Raw genomic sequence first — 16,291 nt, forward strand, 5'->3', positions numbered from 1 at the left:
GTGGGCACGCAGGGCATAAATGATCCACCGCCCTGCGTGCCCACCCACCGCCCCGACCGTCCCAGGGCGACCGATGAAAGGATAAGGGGATGCCCCGTTACGCGATCCTGCTTGCGCCGTCTGCCAACCGTGTTTATGCCGATCAGGCGTCTCGTATGAGTCGAGCGGAGCTGGGGGCGTTCGGCCGGGTGCTGTCGTCGCCGGTGGAAGAGGTGGGGACGGCGGAGATCGGTGGGGTGGAGTACCTCACGTTCGAGGGGGAGCTGATGGGGCGGGATATGGCGTTCCTGTCGAATCTGTCGTCGGCGTACGCGCTCTTCGAGCGGGTCGACGAGGAGCTGCTGCGGCCGTGTGCGCTCTCGCCGCTGGGGCGGTATGACAGTGATCTGATCACCATTCCGAAGTACGCGGGGAAGACGAACGAGCAGTTCACCAAGCTCGTGCTGAACCTGACGCTGCTCGGGTCGGCGTCGGCGGAGCGCATGCTGGACGGGGGGCTGACCGTTCTCGATCCGCTGTGTGGGCGGGGGACGACGCTCAACCAGGCGCTGATGTACGGGTACGACGGCATCGGGGTGGAGATCGACGGCAAGGACGTGGAGGCGTACAAGCTGTTCCTGCAGACCTGGCTGAAGCGCAAGCGGCTCAAGCACACGGCGGAGCTGGTGCCGATGCGGCGGCAGGGGCGGCGGGCGGCCCGGCGGCTGGAGGTGACCATGGCGGCCAGCAAGGACGACCACCGGTCCGGGGCGGTGCAGAAGCTCACCGTGCTGCACGCGGACACCACCCAGCTGGACGGGCTGATCCGGGGGAACTGCGCGGACGTGCTGGTCGCGGACCTGCCGTACGGGGTGGCGCACGGCAGCTACGAGGACGAGGGAGGGCTCTCCCGGCGGCCGCTGGACCTGCTGGAGCGCGCGGTGCCGCAGTGGCTGCCGCTGCTGCGTCCCGGCGGGGCGATCGGGCTCTCCTGGAACGTCAAGGTGGCCAAGCGGGAGCTGGCCGAGGACATCCTGATCGCCGCGGGCCTGGAGCTCGTCGAGTACGGCGACCTGCTGCACCGGGTCGACCAGGGCATCGAGCGGGACGTCGTGGTGGCCCGCAAAATCGGCTGACCGCAGGGGGTGAGCGGCGTACCGTGGCTCGCTGATGTATACCGAGACAGCAGTGTTCGACCTGCTCCTGCCCGGCGACTCGCGGTCGCTCAAGCAGAAGCGTTCCTATCTCCGGCCGATCATCGCGATGCTGAAGAAGTTCGAGGTCAGCGTCGCCGAGGTGGGATTCCACGACCTGCACGGCCGTGCGCAGATCGGGGTGGCCGTGGTCGCCGCCGAGCCGGCACAGGCCCGTGCGGTGGTGGACACGTGTGAGCATCAGGTGGCGGGCCGCCCGGAGATCGAGCTGCTCTCCGTGCGGCGGCGGCTCTACGGCGACGACGATTGAGCGGCTGGGTACTCTTCAGCAGTTACGCGGTTTTACATAGTCGGAGGTGGGCGAGATGTCGGATCCGGCCAAGACTCGTCGGCACGCGGAGCGTGTGCGCGAATTGGTGGCTTCGCTGGTGCGGGAGATCAAGGACCCGCGACTCGGCATGGTGACGATCACGGACGCCCGGATCACCGGCGACCTGCGCGAGGCGACCGTGTTCTACACGGTGCTCGGCGACGCGACCGAGCAGGCCTCGACCGCCGCGGCGCTGGAGAGCGCCAAGGGGATGCTGCGCAGCCGGGTCGGGCACGCGCTGGGGCTTCGGCACTCGCCGAGCCTGGCGTTCAGCCTCGACAACGTGCAGGAGAACGTCAAGGAGATCGACGACCTGCTGGCCGCGGCGCGCCTGCGCGACCAGGAGGTCCAGCGGCTCGCCGCCGGTAAGAAGTACGCCGGTGACGCGGACCCGTACAGGTCCGAGGAGCCGGAGGAGGACGACGCCGGCGAGGCCGAGCGGGTGGGCGCCCGCGAGGACGTCGGGTGACCCAGCCGGGGAGCGGGCCGGCCGCCGGGCAGTGGGACGCCGCCGTCGCGGCGATCCGCGCTCTCGGCGGCACGGACGAGATCCAGCTGATCTGTCACGTGAACCCGGACGGGGACGCGCTCGGCAGCATGCTCGGTTTCGCCCTGGCCCTGCGCCGCCTCGGGTTCACCCGGGTGCGCGCGACCTTCCCCGGCGCCTTCCTGATCCCCGGGCCGTACACGGAACTGCCCGGGATCGACCTGCTGGTGCCGGAGGAGGACGCCTTCCCGGCACCGGCCCTGGTCCTGGTCTTCGACGTGGCGAGTGAGTCACGCCTGGGCGGCCTCGCCGCCCGGGCGGTGGCCGCGCCGGTCGGCATCGTGCTCGACCACCACGCGTCGAACACCGGATTCGGCACGATCCGCCTGGTGGATCCGCAGGCGGCGGCGACCTCGGTGCTCGCCGAGGAGCTGACCCGGCGGCTCGGGGTGCCGCTGGACCGGGAGATCGCCGAGTGCTTCTACGTGGCGCTGGCGACCGACACCGGTTCGTTCACGTTCGACATGACCACGGTGGCGGTGCACGAGCTCGCGGCCCGGCTGATCGCCACCGGCATCCGGCCCGGTGACATCTCCCGGCGGATCTTCGACACTCGTGCGTTCGGGGCGATGAAGCTGGTCGGCGAGGTGCTCGGCCGCGCGGTGCTGGAGCCGTCCGCTGCGGGCGGGCTCGGGCTGGTCTGGACCTACGCCACGCTCGCCGACCTGGAGCGACACGGGCAGCCGCCGTACGTGCTGGACACGCTGATCGGGCCGGTGCGCTCGGTGGCCGAGGCGGACGTGTCCATGGTGGTGAAGCAGGTCGGCGCGGGGGAGTGGTCGGTCTCGCTGCGCAGCAAGGGCGCGGTGGACGTGAGCCGGCTCGCGGTCTCCCAGGGTGGCGGCGGTCACCGGCTGGCGGCCGGTTTCACCGGGTTCGGGGAGCCTTCCGACGTGGTGGACATCGTGCGCCGCCTGCTCGGCGAATTCCTGAACTGATCACATTCGCACAGCTCAGAGCCGGTGAGTCGGCTTCCCGTCGTCCCGTAATACGGGATTCGGCCATGTGCGCCCATGAGTGAACGTTAGTTTGGTTCCTGAACGGTGATTCGGTTCTGCGCGGCTGTCACCTACGCCTCCCGCGGAACCTCGAGCCACCCGGGTCCACCGCCCCGGGTCGCGTCACCTCGCCAGACGTCCGGTGATCCCGGACCGGCCCCTCGTGACGCCCCGCTCGACCGCTTCGGGCGCACCCCCTCGTGGGCGCGCCCCACCCAATGCGTGGAAGGAACTCCCTCTCATGGCTCCTCTCGCGGCTGCGAAGCCCAAGAAGCCCAAGCCCAGCGACGATTCCCGGGAGCAGGCCCGCCGGGCGCTGCAGACCTCGCTGGACACCCGTCAGTAAGTAGCCTGGCCGCATTGCGGCCCTTACGGCTGGGCGGGCATCATGGACAACCATGAGCCCGTCCGCCCAGCCGGTCATCCACACCGCCAGCGCCCGGCGCATCGCGACCCTCGCGCTTCCCGCGCTGGTCGTCCTCGCCGCCGAACCGCTCTACGTCCTGGTGGACACCGCCGTGGTCGGGCATCTCGGCCCGGTCCCGCTCGCCGCGGTCGCCGTCGGTGGCACGGTCATGTCGGTCGCCGTCTGGTTCGGGACGCTCATGGCGTACGGGACCACGGGCCGGGCGGCGCGCCGTTTCGGAGCGGGTGACCGCCCGGCCGCGGTGGCCGAGGGCGTACAGGCGTCCTGGCTCGCCCTCGGGCTCGGCCTGCTGCTCTGCCTTCTCGGGCTGACCCTCGCCGGGCCGCTGACGCACGCGCTGGCCGGCAATGCGGACACCGCCGACGCCGCCGCGGGCTGGTTGCGCATCGCCGCCCTCGGCGCGCCCGGCCTGCTGCTCGCCGCCGCCGGCAACGGCTGGATGCGCGGCGTCCAGGACACCCGGCGCCCGCTCGGGATCGTGCTCGGCGCCAACGTGCTCTCCGCGATCCTCTGCCCGGTGCTGGTCTACCCGCTCGGGCTGGGACTCGCCGGCTCCGCGATCGCCAACGTGGTCGCCCAGTCGGTCGGCGGCGGGCTCTTCCTGCTGTCGCTGATCCGGGAGACCCGGCGGCTGCGCCCGGTCCCATCGGTCATCGTCCGTCAGGTGGTGCTCGGCCGTGACCTGCTGATCCGCGGCGCCGCCTTCCAGGTCTGCTTCCTCTCCGCGACCGCGGTGGCGTCCCGCTTCGGGGTGGCGGCGGTCGGCGCCCACCAGATCGCGCTGCAGCTCTGGTTCTTCGCCGCCCTCGCGCTGGACGCGGTGGCGATCGCGGCGCAGTCCCTGGTCGGCGCGGCTCTCGGCGCGGGCGACGCGGACGAGGCCCGGGACGTGGCCCGCCGGGTGACGATCGCCGGTGGCCTCTCCGCGGTGGTCTTCGCCGCGCTGGTGTGGGCCGGCGCGTCGGCGATCCCGGGGTGGTTCACCTCGGACCCGGCGGTTCGCGATCAGGCCGCCGTGGTGTGGCCGTGGTTCGTCGGGATGCTCCCGTTCGCCGGGGTGGTCTACGCCCTGGACGGTGTGCTGATCGGCGCCGGCGACGTCGCCTATCTGCGGACCACGACCGTGGTGGGCGCGCTGGTCGGCTTCCTTCCGCTGATCTGGCTCGCGTACGCCTTCGACTGGGGCCTCGCCGGGGTCTGGGCCGGCCTGGCCACCTTCACCGCCGTCCGCCTGGTCGCCACGGTCGCCCGCTGGCTCTCGGCGCGCTGGGCGGTCCTCGGCGCCACCCGCTGACCCGCTCGTACCGCCGGCACCCTCCCGGCCGGCGCTGCGGGTGTCTCGCGGCACTCGGGGGTGAGGATCGTGTCGTCGGGCGTACCCCGATCGGGAACCCCCCCCGCCCGTCTCCGGCCGCATGGCAGAAACCGGCATTCTCCGCCCGGGTCCGGAGCCCGAGCGCGGATCGGCGCGGCCGAGTGGGGAGTCGGGCCGTTATTGATCAGCGGGATCAGCCCTCGGGGCCGGCCGGGAGCGGGTCGGTGGGGGTGGGCTGGGGTCGTACGGGAAGGGAAGGGGTGGGGTTTTAGGGTTGGTGGGTGGATGTGGATGGGCTGATCGTGGTGGACAAGCCGGCCGGGATGACGTCGCACGACGTGGTGGCGCGGGTGCGGCGGCTGGCGAAGACGCGGCGGGTGGGGCACGGCGGCACGCTGGACCCGATGGCGACCGGGGTGCTGATCATCGGGGTGAATCGGGCGACCCGGCTGCTCACCTACGTGATCGGCTCGGAGAAGAGCTACCGTGCGACCGTCCGGCTCGGGCAGTCCACGGTGACCGACGACGCCGAGGGGGACGTGACGGCGACCCGCCCGGTCGGCGGCGTCACCGAGGAGGCGATCAGGAACGGTCTGGCGAGGCAGGTCGGCGAGATCGACCAGGTGCCGAGCGCGGTGAGCGCTATCAAGATCAACGGACAGCGGGCCTACAAGCGGGTGCGGGACGGCGAGGACGTGGAGATCCCGGCGCGGCGGATCACCGTGCACCGGCTCGACGTGCTGGCGATCCGGACGGCGCAGGAGCACGTCGACGTGGACATCGATGTGACGTGTTCGTCGGGGACCTACATCCGGGCGATCGCGCGGGACCTCGGCGCCACCCTGGACACCGGCGGTCACCTCACCGCGCTGCGGCGGACCGCGGTCGGCGGGATGACCCTGGACGCGGCGTCGACGCTGGAGCAGTTGGAGGAGCGGGCCCCGGATGTGATCGGCCTGCCCATGGCGGAGGCGGCCCGGCGAGCGTTCCCCCAGCGTACGGCCACTGAGGAGGAGACCCGCGTGCTGCGGCACGGCGGTCCGCTCAGCCCGGCCGGGATCGACGGGCCGTACGCGGTCTTCGACGCGGACGGCGCGGTGCTGGCGATCGTGAGCGAACGGGGCGGCCGCGCGCGGGCGGAGATCGTCCTGGCCCCCGCCTGACGCCCGGCGGTCGATACCCTAAGGCGACGACAGCGGGCGGAGGAGCTTTCCATGCAGCGGTGGCGGGGTTACGAGTCGGTCCCCTCCGGGTGGGGCCGGTCGGTCGTGACCATCGGCGTCTTCGACGGCGTGCACCGGGGCCACCAGGCGATCATCGGGCACGCGGTGAAGCGGGCCCGGGACATGGGCCTGCAGTCGGTGGTGATGACCTTCGACCCGCACCCGGCCGAGGTGGTGCGCCCGGGGTCACACCCGGCGGTGCTCACCGAGCCGGTGCGCAAGGCCGAGCTGATCGAGAAGCTCGGGGCGGACGCGCTCTGCGTGGTCCCGTTCACCCCGGCGTTCTCGCAGCTCACCCCGAACGAGTTCGTGCACGACATGCTGGTCGAGTCGCTGCACGCGGCCGACGTGGTGGTCGGCGACAACTTCCGGTTCGGGCACAGGGCGGCCGGCGACGTGAAGCTCCTGGAGGAGCTGGGCGGCAAGTTCGGCTTCACCGTGGAGGAGGCGCCGCTGGTCTCGGCGGACGGGGTGGTGTTCTCCTCGACGTACATCCGCAGCTGCGTGGACGCCGGTGACGTGCACGCCGCGGCCGTCGCGCTGGGCCGCCCGCACCGCCTCTCCGGTGTGGTGATCCGTGGTGACCAGCGCGGCCGGGAGCTGGGCTTCCCCACCGCGAACCTGATGACCCACCGGTACGCGTCGGTTCCCGCGGACGGCGTCTACGCGGCCTGGATCACCCGGGGCGGCGACGAGCGCGGCAAGCGGATGCCGGCGAGTGTGTCGATCGGCACCAACCCGACCTTCTCCGGGCGGGAGCGGCGGGTGGAGGCGTACGTCCTCGACTTCTCGGGTGACCTGTACGGCGAGCGGGTGAGCCTCGACTTCGTGGCGCACATCCGGGAGCAGCGGACATACGACTCGATCGACCCGTTGATCGCCCAGATCCGCGCCGACGTCGAAGAGACCCGCGTGTTGCTGCGGTGACCCCCTGGTAGGGTTTAACCGTCGTCTGGATTATTCGACACCGGACCCACTCACCTGCCCGACGCCGCGGGTCGTGGAAATTCCGTTGAATCGGCAACACAGAAGCACGGAGAATATGGCGCTCGACCAAGACACCAAGAACAAGATCATGACTGAGTACGCGACGAAGGAGGGCGACACCGGTTCGCCCGAGGTTCAGGTCGCCATGCTCACCAAGCGTATCGCCGACCTGACCGAGCACCTCAAGCTCCACAAGCACGACCACCACAGCCGCCGTGGTCTGCTGCTGCTCGTCGGTCAGCGCCGCCGCCTGCTGAACTACGTTCAGAAGAAGGACATCGCGCGCTACCGGACGCTCATCGAGCGCCTCGGCCTGCGCCGCTAGTTCGACGAGGGAGCGGCCACCGGCCGCTCCCTTCTGCTAGATACACCCGTAACACAGCACCCCACGGACCCGCGCGGCTCACATCGTCAGCACCGGTCCTCGGTAGTGGTTCCCAGGCCGACTCTCCTGGGCACTTCGATCGAAGACCGGCTCGGCTGAACCGCGCTGTAGACCGCCGGGTCCTCGACGAAGAGGAGTACCTCACTTGACAGAGCAGACCGCTCTCGGCACCGAATCCCGCACCGCCGTCATCGACAACGGCTCGTTCGGCACCCGCGAGATCGTGTTCCGTACCGGCCGGCTGGCCCAGCAGGCCGCCGGTTCGGTGATCGTCCAGCTGGGCGACACCACCGTTCTCTCCGCGACCACCGCGAGCAAGTCGCCGAAGGAGCACTTCGACTTCTTCCCGCTCACCGTGGACGTCGAGGAGCGGATGTACGCCGCGGGCCGCATCCCCGGCTCGTTCTTCCGGCGCGAGGGCCGTCCCAGCGAGGACGCCATCCTCACCTGCCGCCTGATCGACCGGCCGCTGCGCCCGTCGTTCACCAAGGGCCTGCGCAACGAGGTCCAGGTCGTCGAGACCATCCTCGCGCTCGACCCGGCCCACCCGTACGACGTCGTCGCCATGAACGCGGCCTCGATGTCCACCAAGCTCTCCGGCCTGCCGTTCAGCGGCCCGGTCGGCTCGACCCGGGTCGCGCACATCGACGGCCAGTGGGTCGCGTTCCCGACCATCGAGGAGCTGGAGCGCGCGACCTTCGACATGGTCGTCGCCGGTCGCGTCACCGCCGAGGGCGACGTCGCGATCATGATGGTCGAGGCCGAGGCCACCCCGCAGGCGGTCAAGCTGATCGCCGCCGGTGCCACCGCGCCGACCGAGGAGATCGTGGCCAGCGGCCTCGAGGCCTCGAAGCCGGCCATCCGCGAGCTCTGCCGCGCGCAGAGCGAGCTGGCCGAGATCGCCGCCAAGCCGGTCGCCGAGTTCCCGGTCTTCCTGGACTACCAGGACGACGTCTACGCCGCGGTCGGCGAGGCCGTCCGGGCCGAGACCGCCGAGGCTCTGAAGATCGCCGCGAAGCAGGAGCGCGAGGAGGCCCTCGACCTGGTCAAGGCGAAGGCGCACGAGCTGCTCGACGAGCGGTTCGAGGGCCGGGAGAAGGAGATCAGCGCGGCGTTCCGCTCGGTCACCAAGTCCGAGGTGCGCCAGCGGGTGCTGCGCGAGCAGGTCCGCATCGACGGCCGTGGCCCGCGTGACATCCGTCCGCTGACCGCGCAGACCGGCGTGCTGCCCCGGGTGCACGGGTCGGCGCTCTTCGAGCGTGGCGAGACCCAGATCCTCGGCGTCACCACGCTGAACATGCTCCGCATGGAGCAGGCGCTGGACACCCTCTCCCCGGAGAAGACCAAGCGCTACATGCACAACTACAACTTCCCGCCGTACTCGACCGGTGAGACCGGCCGGGTGGGCTCGCCGAAGCGGCGTGAGATCGGCCACGGTGCGCTGGCCGAGCGCGCGCTGGTGCCGGTGCTGCCCTCGCGCGAGGAGTTCCCGTACGCGATCCGCCAGGTCTCCGAGGCCCTCGGCTCGAACGGTTCGACGAGCATGGGCTCGGTCTGCGCCTCGACGCTGGCCCTGCTCTCCGCCGGTGTGCCGCTGAAGGCGCCGGTCGCCGGCATCGCGATGGGCCTGATCTCGGACGAGGTCGACGGCAAGACGCAGTACGTCGCGCTCACCGACATCCTGGGTGCCGAGGACGCGTTCGGCGACATGGACTTCAAGGTCGCCGGCACCAGCGAGTTCGTCACCGCCCTGCAGCTGGACACCAAGCTCGACGGCATCCCGTCGGACGTGCTGGCCGGCGCGCTGCAGCAGGCGCACGAGGCCCGGGCCACGATCCTCGGCGTGATGAACGCCGCGATCGAGTCCCCGGCCGCGATGAGCGAGCACGCCCCGCGGGTCACCACCGTGAAGATCCCGGTCGACAAGATCGGCATGGTGATCGGCCCGAAGGGCCAGACCATCAACGCGATCCAGGACGAGACCGGCGCCGACATCTCCATCGAGGACGACGGCACGATCTACGTCGGCGCGACCAACGGCCCGGCCGCCGAGGCCGCGGTCGAGCGGATCAACGCGATCGCCAACCCGACCCTGCCGAAGGTCGGCGACAAGTTCCTCGGCACCGTGGTGAAGACGGCCGCGTTCGGCGCGTTCGTCTCGCTGCTGCCCGGCCGCGACGGCCTGCTGCACATCTCCAAGGTGGGCGACGGCAAGCGGGTCGACAAGGTCGAGGACTTCCTCAACGTCGGCGACAAGGTCGAGGTGTCGATCGCGGACATCGACCAGCGCGGCAAGATCTACCTGGACAAGGTCCGGCCGGAGGGTGCCGAGGCGCCCGCCGCCCCGGCCGAGGGCGCGGCCGAGAGCCGTCCGCCCCGCGAGGAGCGCGCTCCCCGCGGTGAGGGTGGCGGCGAGCCCCGCCGCCGCCGGTCCCGCCCGGCCGGCGACCGCCGCGACTGATAAGTGACGAATAGCAATGCGAACGGGCCGGCCTCAGGGCCGGCCCGTGCCGTCACCCCGTCCAAACACCCCACGGCCGCGGTGAAACGGAATGAAACCGTCTCCCTGCAGGACCAGGTTCGGCGGACGACGCTCGTCAGCGGTCTGCGGATCATCACCGAGGCCATCCCCACCACCCGCAGCGCCGCGCTGGGGATCTGGGTGGGCATCGGCTCCCGGGACGAGTCGCCGTCGCTGCACGGCGCCTCGCACTTCCTGGAGCACCTGCTCTTCAAGGGCACCCACAAGCGGACCGCGCTGCAGATCTCGGCCGAGATCGAGGCGGTGGGCGGCGAGACCAACGCCTTCACCACGAAGGAGTACACCTGCTACTACGCGCGGGTGCTCGACGCCGATCTGCCGCTCGCGGTCGACGTCCTGGTGGACGCGGTGGCCGACTCGCTCCTCGAACCGGCCGACGTGGAGACCGAGCGCGGGGTGATCCTCGAGGAGATCGCCATGCACGAGGACGAGCCCGGCGACGAGGTGCACGACGTCTTCACCGAGGCGGTCTTCGGCGACCACCCGCTCGGCCGGCTGATCTCCGGCACCCCCGAGTCGATCACGCCGATGACCCGGGACCAGATCGACCGCTTCTACCGCAAGCACTACACGGCGCCCGAGGTGCTGATCGCTGCCGCCGGGAACCTGGACCACGACACGGTGGTCGCCCTGGTGCAGCAGGCTCTCGCGGGCACCGCACTGGACAGTGTGGCTGCCGCGCCCGCGGCGCCGCGTCCGGCCTCCTTCCCGATTCCGGTACGCGACCCGCGGACCGTCGTGGTGAACCGGGACACCGAACAGGCGCACATGGTGCTCGGCGGCCCCGGGCTGGGCCGCTTCGACGAACGCCGGTTCGCGATGGGCGTCCTGAACAACGTGCTCGGCGGCGGCATGTCCAGCCGGCTCTTCCAGGAGATCCGGGAGAAGCGCGGACTGGCCTACTCGGTCTACTCGTACGCCGGCCAGTACGCCGACGCCGGCCTGGTCGGCGTCTACGCCGGCTGCGCGCCCGGCAAGGCCCCCGAGGTGCTCGACCTGATCCGTGCCGAGCTGGCCCGGGTCGCAGCGTCCGGGATCACCGAGGAGGAGCTGTCCCGGGGTAAGGGGATGGTGAAGGGCTCCTACGTCCTCGGCCTGGAGGACACCGGTTCGCGGATGAGCCGGCTGGCCAAGTCCGAGCTGCTGCACGGACACCTGATGAGCGTGGACGACCTGCTCGGACGGGTCGACGCGGTCACCGTGGCGGAGGTCGGCGCGATCGCCGCGGATCTCTTCTCGGTGGATCTGTCACTGGCCGTGGTCGGCCCGTTCGACGAGGGCGCGTTTCCCCCTGGTTAACCTTGGACCCCGTGACAACGCTAGAGACCCCGCCCGGCTCCGCTCCACCGGTGAACCTGCGCAAGCGGCGGACCATCGGAATGCTGATCTGGGCGGTGGTCTTCGCCGTCGGGGTCTGGTTCATCGGGGTGCCGACCAGTGACCCGCTGATCGCCTTCGGCTGGCTCTGGCTGGCCACCATCGCCTGGCGCAACCACCAGCCGTGGCGGACCCATCTGCGCTTCCTGCGCGACTGGCTGCCGATCGCGCTGCTGCTGGTGGTCTACAACGTCTCGCGCAGCTGGGCGGACGACTTCTTCGCCCCGCACGTCACCCCGCTGATCGACGCGGACAGGGCGATGTTCGGCTGGCTGACCGGGGGCCAGGTGCCGACCACCTGGCTGCAGCAGCACCTCTACCACCCCGGTGTCACCCCGTGGTGGCTGGCGATCGTCACCCTGGTCTACGTCTCGCACTTCCTGACCGTGCCGACCATCGCGGTGATCCTCTGGATCCGGGCCCGCGAGCCGTGGGCCCGGTTCATGCGCCGCTGGTTCACCCTCTGCGTCCTCGGGCTGATCACCTACTTCCTCTACCCGGCGGCGCCGCCCTGGTGGGCCTCGATGTACGGGTACCTCACCCCACACGTCGAGCGGATCTCCACCAACGGCTGGGACGTGATCGGCCTGCACGGCGCCGGCAACACGCTGAACGCGCTCCAGGTCGAGCAGTCGAACCCGGTCGCGGCGATGCCCTCGCTGCACACCGCCTGGGCGATGATGGCGGTCGCGTTCTTCCTGCCGATGGTCCGCAAGCGCTGGTGGCCGCTGCTGCTGGCGTACCCGCTGGCGATGACCTTCACGCTGGTCTACACCGGCGAGCACTACGTGATCGACGTGCTGGTCGGATGGACGTACGTCGCGGTGGTGTTCCTGGTCGTGGGCCGCGCCGAGCGATGGTGGTCTTCTAGGTTAGGTTCACGGGGTGACGAATGAACCCATCCGTGTCGGTGTCCTCGGCGCCCGGGGCCGCATGGGCCTCGAGGTCTGCAAGGCGGTCGACGCCGCCGCCGACCTCGACCTGGTCGCGCTGATCAACCACGGTGACACGCTCGCCACGGCGGCCGAGGCGGGCGCCCGGGTGCTGGTGGACTTCACCAACCCCGGCGTGGTGATGGAGAACGTCCGCTGGGCGATCGAGCAGGGCGTGCACGTGGTGGTCGGCACCTCCGGCTTCACCGAGGAGCGCCTCGACGAGGTCCGCGGCTGGCTGGCCGCGAAGCCCGGCGTGGGTGTCGTGGTCGCGCCGAACTTCGGCATCGGCGCGGTGCTGATGATGCAGTTCGCCGCCCGCGCCGCCCGGTACTTCGACTCGGTCGAGATCATCGAGCAGCACCACCCGCGCAAGCTGGACGCCCCGAGCGGCACCGCGATGCACACCGCCCGGTTGATCGCCGCGGCCCGCGCCGAGGCCGGCTGCGGCCCGATGCCGGACGCGACCAAGGAGGAGCTCGACGGCGCTCGCGGCGCGAACGTCGAGGGGGTCCGGGTGCACGCGGTGCGCGCCGCCGGCCTGGTGGCCCACCAGGAGGTCCTCTTCGGTACGACCGGGGAGACGCTGACCATCCGCCACGACTCGCTGGACCGCTCCTCGTTCATGCCGGGCGTCCTGCTCGCCGTCCGCGAGGTCGTCCAGCGCCCCGGCCTCACCCTGGGCCTGGACGAGCTGCTGGGCTAGGCCCTATTCGACGGCGACGTGCAGGCGGAGCTGGGGGACGAGGAGGTCCTCGACGTCCAGCGCCCGGCCCGCGCCGTCCGGGGCCCAGCCGGAGGCCTCGTAGAACTTCCGCATCACCGGGTCGGCGTCGTAGACCCAGGCGATCGCGTACCGGAACGCGTCGTCGCGCCAGTGGTCGACCGCGGCGGCCAGCAGGCGGCTGCCGTGGCCGCGGCGGCCCCAGCGCGGTTCGACCAGCAGGTCGGTGACGGCCGCGACGTCGTCCGGCATCGGCGGTTCCTCGGGGGCGAGGGCCTGCTCGTCGGCGGGCCCGGCGGCGACGAAACCGACCACGTGCTCGGCGGTCTCGCCCTGTTCCACGGCGATCAGCACCCGGTGCCGCGCGGACGGCGGCGCGGTGATCGCCTCGGTCCAGCCCTCGGCGAGCATCGATGCGTCGAGGCCGGCGAGCACGTGCGGCGGGAACATCCGCTGGTAGGCCGTACGCCAGGTGGCGAGCTGAATGCGGGCGATCTCCGGGGCGTCGCCGGGACGCGCGGGACGGACGAAGCCGAGAGCCATCAGGGCAGCCTAGTTCTTGTCGTACCCCTGGCCTAACGTGCTCCTCGATGACCACATTCGAGTCGCTCTCCGTCGTGCAGGCCCGCCGGGTGACGCTGGCCGCGCAGGGCTTCAACGACGCCAAGCCCGGTGGCGCCGCCGATCTGCGTCACCTGCGCCGGGTGCTGCGCCGCCTGCACCTGATCCAGATGGATTCGGTCAACGTGCTGCAGCGGGCCCACTTCATGCCGCTCTACAGCCGTCTCGGGCCGTACGAGCCGGCGTTGCTGGAGCGGGCCGCGTATCGCAAGCCCCGGGAGCTCTTCGAGTTCTGGGGGCATGAGGCCTCGCTGATCCGGGCCGATCTGCAGCCGCTGTTCCGCTGGCGGATGGCGCGGGCCGCCGAGTTCGCCTGGGGCAACATGCGCCGGATCGTCGCCGAGCAGCCCGATCTGGTCGAGTGGGTGCTCGACGAGGTGCGCGAGCGCGGCCCGATCACCGCCGCCGAGATCGAGCACGACGCCCCGCGGACCAAGGACCACTGGGGGTGGAACTGGTCGGTGGTGAAACAGGCCCTGGAGTGGCTCTTCTACACCGGCCGGGTGACCGCCGCCGAGCGCACCACCTCCTTCGCCCGGCGGTACGACCTGCCCGAGCGGGTCCTGCCGGCCGCCGTGCTGGACGTGCCGACCCCCGCCCCCGCGGACGCGTTCCGTGAGCTGACCGAGCTCTCCGCGCGGGCGCTGGGCGTGGCCGCCGAGCCCGAGCTGCGCGACTACTTCCGGCTCCCGGCGAAGGAGTGCAAGGTCGCGGTCGCCGAGCTGGTCGAGGAGGGCGTGCTGCAGCCGGTGGCGATCCCGGGGTGGAAGCCGGTGGCGTACCTGCACCGCGACGCCCGGCTGCCCCGCCGGATCGACGTGGCCACCCTGGTCAGCCCCTTCGACCCGCTGATCTGGCAGCGCGACCGCACGGAGCGGCTCTTCGGCATGACGTACCGGATCGAGATCTATGTCCCGAAACCCCGGCGGCAGTACGGCTACTACGTGCTGCCGTTCCTGCTCGGCGACCGGTTCGTGGCCCGGGTCGACCTCAAGGCGGAGCGCCGCGGTGGTGTCCTTGAGGTGCCCGCCGCCTGGCGGGAGCCGGGCGCCGACCCGGAGGAGACGGCCCAGGCGCTCGCCGCCGAGCTGCACCGCCTGGCCGGCTGGCTCGGCCTGCGGGCGGTGGCGCCCCCGGTCGCCGGCGACCTCGCGGGCCCGCTCGCGGAGGCGCTGAAGCGATGACGGCGGATGCGGTGGCGCAGGGGAATGCGGTGACGGCGGGTGTACCGTGACGCCCATGAGCACCGCCGCGACGCTTCCGCCCTGGCTGGCCGATCAGCCGGTGCAGGGGCCGGTGGTGCCCCCCGAGTGGCTCTACCGGGCCGAGCCCACCGACCGGCTGACCCGTCTCGCGGACCGGATCGCCGCGCGGTCCCCGGTGTGGCTGGCGCCACTCGCGGTGCTCGCCTGCATGGGCGGCGCGGTCGGCTACACGCTGGTCACCGACCCGGTCGCGGCCGAGGCCGGCTCCGAGCCGACCTGTCTGCTGAAATATCTCACCGGCTTCGTCTGCCCGGGCTGCGGCGGCACCCGCGCGGCCTGGTATCTGCTGCACGGCAACCTGCCCGCGGCGGCCCGGCACCACGCGGTCTTCGTCTTCGCGGTGCCGTTCCTGCTGTACATGTACGTGGCCTGGGCCGGCCGCCGGATCTTCCGGCTCACGCTGCCGCCATTGACGATCACTCCGCGTGCCATGATCACATTCATGGCGGTCTGGGCTGTCTGGAGCATCCTGCGTAACCTGCCGTTCGCGCCGTTCACCGCTTTCTACGTGTGACCGGCCCGTCCGATAGGTTGTTCGGTATGACGCACCACCCACGGCCCTTCGGACGGCTGCTGACCGCCATGGTGACCCCGTTCACCCCGGACGGTTCCCTGGATCTCGAGGGGGCGGCCCGGCTGGCCGCGTACCTCGTCGACGAGCAGCGCAACGACGCTCTCGTCGTCAGCGGCACCACCGGAGAGTCCCCGACCACGACCGACGCGGAGAAGGACACCCTGCTCCGCGTCGTGATCGACGCGGTCGGCGACCGGGCGACGGTGGTGGCCGGCGTGGGCACCAACGACACCGCGCACACCATCGAGCTCGCGCACGCCGCCGAGAAGGCGGGCGCGCACGGGCTGCTGGTCGTCACGCCGTACTACAACAAGCCGCCGCAGGCGGGTGTCGAGCGTCACTTCCGGACCGTGGCCGACGCGGTCGGCCTGCCGATCATGGTCTACGACATCCCGCATCGGGCCGGCACGGCGATCGCCACCGAGACCATGTGCCGGATCGCCGAGCACGAGCGGATCGTCGCCGTCAAGGACGCCAAGGGTGACCTGGTGGCCAGCTCGTGGGTGCTGCGCCGTACCGACCTGGCCTACTACTCCGGCGACGACGCGGCCACCCTGCCGCTGCTCTCCATCGGCGGTGTCGGCCTGGTCGGCACCTCCTCCCACTTCACCGGTGTGCTGGCCAAGGAGCTGATCGAGGCGTACGAGCGGGGCGACACCGTCACCGCACTCGCCCGGCACCGGCAGGCTCTCCCGCTGTTCACCGGTATCTTCCGGTCTCCCGGGACGATCCTGGTGAAGGCCGGTCTGAACGCTCTCGGGCTGCCGGCCGGCCCGGTCCGCTCTCCGCTGGTCGACGGCAGCGACGAGGAACTGATCCAACTGCGCCAGGACGCCGCCGCGGCCGGCATCGTGCTCTGACAGGAAGAGGC

16 protein-coding genes are annotated in these 16,291 nt (G+C 71.3%); 15 read left to right on the forward strand and 1 reads right to left on the reverse strand.

Annotation, left to right across the window (positions count from 1 at the left end; all coding sequences use genetic code 11):
• Window positions 1-89: 89 nt before the first annotated feature.
• The 12 genes from AB0M08_RS22095 (at window position 90) to dapB (ending at window position 12,942) form a co-directional block, all read left to right on the forward strand.
• On the forward strand, window positions 90-1,115 hold the full coding sequence (locus AB0M08_RS22095) for an SAM-dependent methyltransferase (protein ID WP_364496175.1): 1,026 nt from the start codon (window positions 90-92) through the stop codon (window positions 1,113-1,115).
• A gap of 34 nt (window positions 1,116-1,149) precedes the next feature.
• Window positions 1,150-1,443 (forward strand): DUF503 domain-containing protein, encoded by a 294-nt coding sequence (locus tag AB0M08_RS22100; RefSeq protein WP_364496178.1) that lies wholly within the window; start codon window positions 1,150-1,152, stop codon window positions 1,441-1,443.
• A gap of 55 nt (window positions 1,444-1,498) precedes the next feature.
• On the forward strand, window positions 1,499-1,972 hold the full coding sequence (gene rbfA / locus AB0M08_RS22105; protein ID WP_364496181.1) for a 30S ribosome-binding factor RbfA: 474 nt from the start codon (window positions 1,499-1,501) through the stop codon (window positions 1,970-1,972).
• Window positions 1,969-2,988, forward strand: a complete 1,020-nt coding sequence (locus tag AB0M08_RS22110) for a bifunctional oligoribonuclease/PAP phosphatase NrnA (RefSeq protein WP_364496183.1) — start codon at window positions 1,969-1,971, stop codon at window positions 2,986-2,988. Before rbfA ends, AB0M08_RS22110 begins: the two co-directional genes overlap by 4 nt.
• Before the next feature lie 458 nt (window positions 2,989-3,446).
• Window positions 3,447-4,769: an MATE family efflux transporter gene (locus tag AB0M08_RS22115; protein ID WP_364496186.1), complete on the forward strand. Its 1,323-nt coding sequence runs from the start codon at window positions 3,447-3,449 to the stop codon at window positions 4,767-4,769.
• A 302-nt stretch (window positions 4,770-5,071) separates the two neighbouring features.
• Window positions 5,072-5,953, forward strand: a complete 882-nt coding sequence (gene truB, locus AB0M08_RS22120) for a tRNA pseudouridine(55) synthase TruB (RefSeq protein WP_364496189.1) — start codon at window positions 5,072-5,074, stop codon at window positions 5,951-5,953.
• Window positions 5,954-6,004: 51 nt separating this feature from the next.
• Window positions 6,005-6,940: a bifunctional riboflavin kinase/FAD synthetase gene (locus AB0M08_RS22125; protein ID WP_364496192.1), complete on the forward strand. Its 936-nt coding sequence runs from the start codon at window positions 6,005-6,007 to the stop codon at window positions 6,938-6,940.
• Window positions 6,941-7,055: 115 nt separating this feature from the next.
• The gene (gene rpsO, locus AB0M08_RS22130; protein WP_014694149.1) at window positions 7,056-7,325 is read left to right on the forward strand and encodes a 30S ribosomal protein S15; all 270 of its coding nucleotides are present in this window, start codon (window positions 7,056-7,058) and stop codon (window positions 7,323-7,325) included.
• A gap of 205 nt (window positions 7,326-7,530) precedes the next feature.
• Window positions 7,531-9,846, forward strand: coding sequence for a polyribonucleotide nucleotidyltransferase (locus tag AB0M08_RS22135; RefSeq protein WP_364496195.1), 2,316 nt, complete (start codon window positions 7,531-7,533; stop codon window positions 9,844-9,846).
• Between the two features lie 81 nt (window positions 9,847-9,927).
• Window positions 9,928-11,226, forward strand: a complete 1,299-nt coding sequence (locus AB0M08_RS22140) for a pitrilysin family protein (protein ID WP_364496197.1) — start codon at window positions 9,928-9,930, stop codon at window positions 11,224-11,226.
• A gap of 80 nt (window positions 11,227-11,306) precedes the next feature.
• Complete coding sequence (locus AB0M08_RS22145) at window positions 11,307-12,200, forward strand: phosphatase PAP2 family protein (protein ID WP_364496474.1); 894 nt, start codon at window positions 11,307-11,309, stop codon at window positions 12,198-12,200.
• Window positions 12,190-12,942 carry a 4-hydroxy-tetrahydrodipicolinate reductase gene (dapB, locus tag AB0M08_RS22150; RefSeq protein ID WP_364496199.1) on the forward strand — a complete coding sequence of 251 codons (753 nt, stop codon included), beginning with the start codon at window positions 12,190-12,192 and terminating at the stop codon, window positions 12,940-12,942. Before AB0M08_RS22145 ends, dapB begins: the two co-directional genes overlap by 11 nt.
• 3 nt (window positions 12,943-12,945) lie before the next feature.
• Here dapB and AB0M08_RS22155 read toward each other — a convergent pair whose 3' ends face one another.
• Window positions 12,946-13,503: a GNAT family N-acetyltransferase gene (locus tag AB0M08_RS22155; RefSeq protein WP_364496202.1), complete on the reverse strand. Its 558-nt coding sequence runs from the start codon at window positions 13,501-13,503 to the stop codon at window positions 12,946-12,948.
• Between the two features lie 47 nt (window positions 13,504-13,550).
• Between AB0M08_RS22155 and AB0M08_RS22160 the strand changes: the two genes are divergently transcribed.
• The 3 genes from AB0M08_RS22160 to dapA are packed head-to-tail and all read left to right on the forward strand — an operon-like array spanning window position 13,551 to window position 16,280.
• Entirely contained in the window at window positions 13,551-14,765 is a 1,215-nt protein-coding gene (locus AB0M08_RS22160) for a crosslink repair DNA glycosylase YcaQ family protein (protein WP_364496205.1), read from the forward strand.
• 55 nt (window positions 14,766-14,820) lie between these two features.
• Complete coding sequence (locus AB0M08_RS22165) at window positions 14,821-15,360, forward strand: DUF2752 domain-containing protein (protein ID WP_364496207.1); 540 nt, start codon at window positions 14,821-14,823, stop codon at window positions 15,358-15,360.
• A gap of 26 nt (window positions 15,361-15,386) precedes the next feature.
• Window positions 15,387-16,280 (forward strand): 4-hydroxy-tetrahydrodipicolinate synthase, encoded by an 894-nt coding sequence (dapA, locus tag AB0M08_RS22170; protein ID WP_364496210.1) that lies wholly within the window; start codon window positions 15,387-15,389, stop codon window positions 16,278-16,280.
• Window positions 16,281-16,291: the final 11 nt, after the last annotated feature.

This window comes from Actinoplanes sp. NPDC051851 (assembly GCF_040681165.1).
Taxonomy (GTDB): Bacteria; Actinomycetota; Actinomycetes; order Mycobacteriales; family Micromonosporaceae; genus Actinoplanes.